Below are 1,359 nucleotides of genomic sequence, written 5' to 3'. Positions count from 1 at the left end.
AGCGGTAGTTCAGTCGGTTAGAATACCGGCCTGTCACGCCGGGGGTCGCGGGTTCGAGTCCCGTCCGCTGCGCCATACATGTGTCGAACGTTCATTCGTGGACGATCAACACGCTGAAAAGCCCGCCTAGTGCGGGCTTTTTAGTTTTTTGGTGTTCGTAATCCGGATGGCCATGAGCATTGCGGTGTAGAATCCCCAACTGTCAGTCCGGGTCGCCCGTGTTTCCGAACGGCGTTGATCACACGTCAGCCTTGATGCAGACTTACCCCCGCGTTTCAGATCTACAGTTTTTTCTCCCAGGATTTTGAATGTCTAAATTACCGCGCTTTCGTACCGCATGCTGGGCCGCCGCCCTGCTGGCCGCCGCAGGCTGCTCATCGCCCAAACAGACGGTGTATGAGCATGAAAATTTTGACGATTCGGGAACGTTTTCAAGGAATTACCCGGTCTCCGACGCTGCCTCTTGCGAGGCAGCGCGTCGAGCCTTGCTCAGCCAAGGCTACATCATCACCAGCAATGACCCGAAAGTGATCAGTGGGCACAAGAGCTTCCAGCAAACAGGCGAGACCCATATGGAGATTAGCTTCAGTGTGGTTTGCGCAGCTGATGGCACGTCCAAGGGCGCTACTAAAGGCGCCACCATGTTTGCCAACGCCCTTCAGGACCGATATGCGCTGAAGAAGGTCAATAACTCTGCGAGCCTCGGCGTAGGCGTGCTGGGTTCGGTGTCGATGCCTATCGGGTCCACCGACGACTCCATGGTGAAAGTGGCCAGCGAGACGGTGGCATCACCCAAGTTCTATGACCGTTTCTTTGTGCTGGTGGAGAATTTCTTGCCGCCTGAAGTGAAAAAAGCGGCGAACATTTCTGAAAAGCCCAAAGCTGATCTGGGTATGCCAGAACCAGTAGCCCACGCCGCGACACCGGCGGCAGCGATGGTTGATGGTAAACACGCTGCCTCCGAGCCTGCTCCCATAAAAGAGCCGGTGCCAGCGCCAGCAAAAGATCCCGCGACTGAAGCGGCTCCTGCGGCTGAAACCAGCGAGCCTGTCGCCGCGCCAGCTGAGCCCGCAGCGATCAAGACCGAAATTGTTACGCCAGCGCCGACACCGCCTGCTCCTGCCGCAGAGCCAGTGTCGAGTCCGGCACCGGCTTCTGAAGCAACACCTGCCTCTGAGCCCTCACCTGCTACGATGGAAAAAACGACCTCGCCGTAAAGGCAGTTGGCAAAAAAAGCTGCTGAGACGTTATCGTCCAGCGGCTTTTTCATGGGTGCTATCCGAGGAACAGCTTGTAAGCCGGGTTTTCGCTTTCATCCCAATACGGGTAGCCGATTTCCGCCAACGCCGCCGGAATCAG

1 protein-coding gene and 1 pseudogene are annotated in these 1,359 nt (G+C 57.0%); one reads left to right on the top strand and one right to left on the bottom strand.

The features are described 5' to 3' along the window. Nucleotides 1–308: 308 nt before the first annotated feature. Nucleotides 309–1,217 carry a DUF2242 domain-containing protein gene (locus tag QN378_RS23300; RefSeq protein ID WP_322204850.1) on the top strand — a complete coding sequence of 303 codons (909 nt, stop codon included), beginning with the start codon at nucleotides 309–311 and terminating at the stop codon, nucleotides 1,215–1,217. Nucleotides 1,218–1,275: 58 nt separating this feature from the next. Here the strand turns inward: QN378_RS23300 and QN378_RS23295 are convergent. Beyond that, nucleotides 1,276–1,359 (bottom strand): annotated as a pseudogene (locus QN378_RS23295) (threonine dehydratase); the annotation flags it as partial.

The sequence above is a fragment of the Pseudomonas sp. 10S5 genome (assembly GCF_035019745.1).
GTDB lineage: Bacteria > Pseudomonadota > Gammaproteobacteria > Pseudomonadales > Pseudomonadaceae > Aquipseudomonas.
Note: the sequence above shows the minus strand (reverse complement) of the source record. Positions and strands in the feature narration are given on the sequence as shown.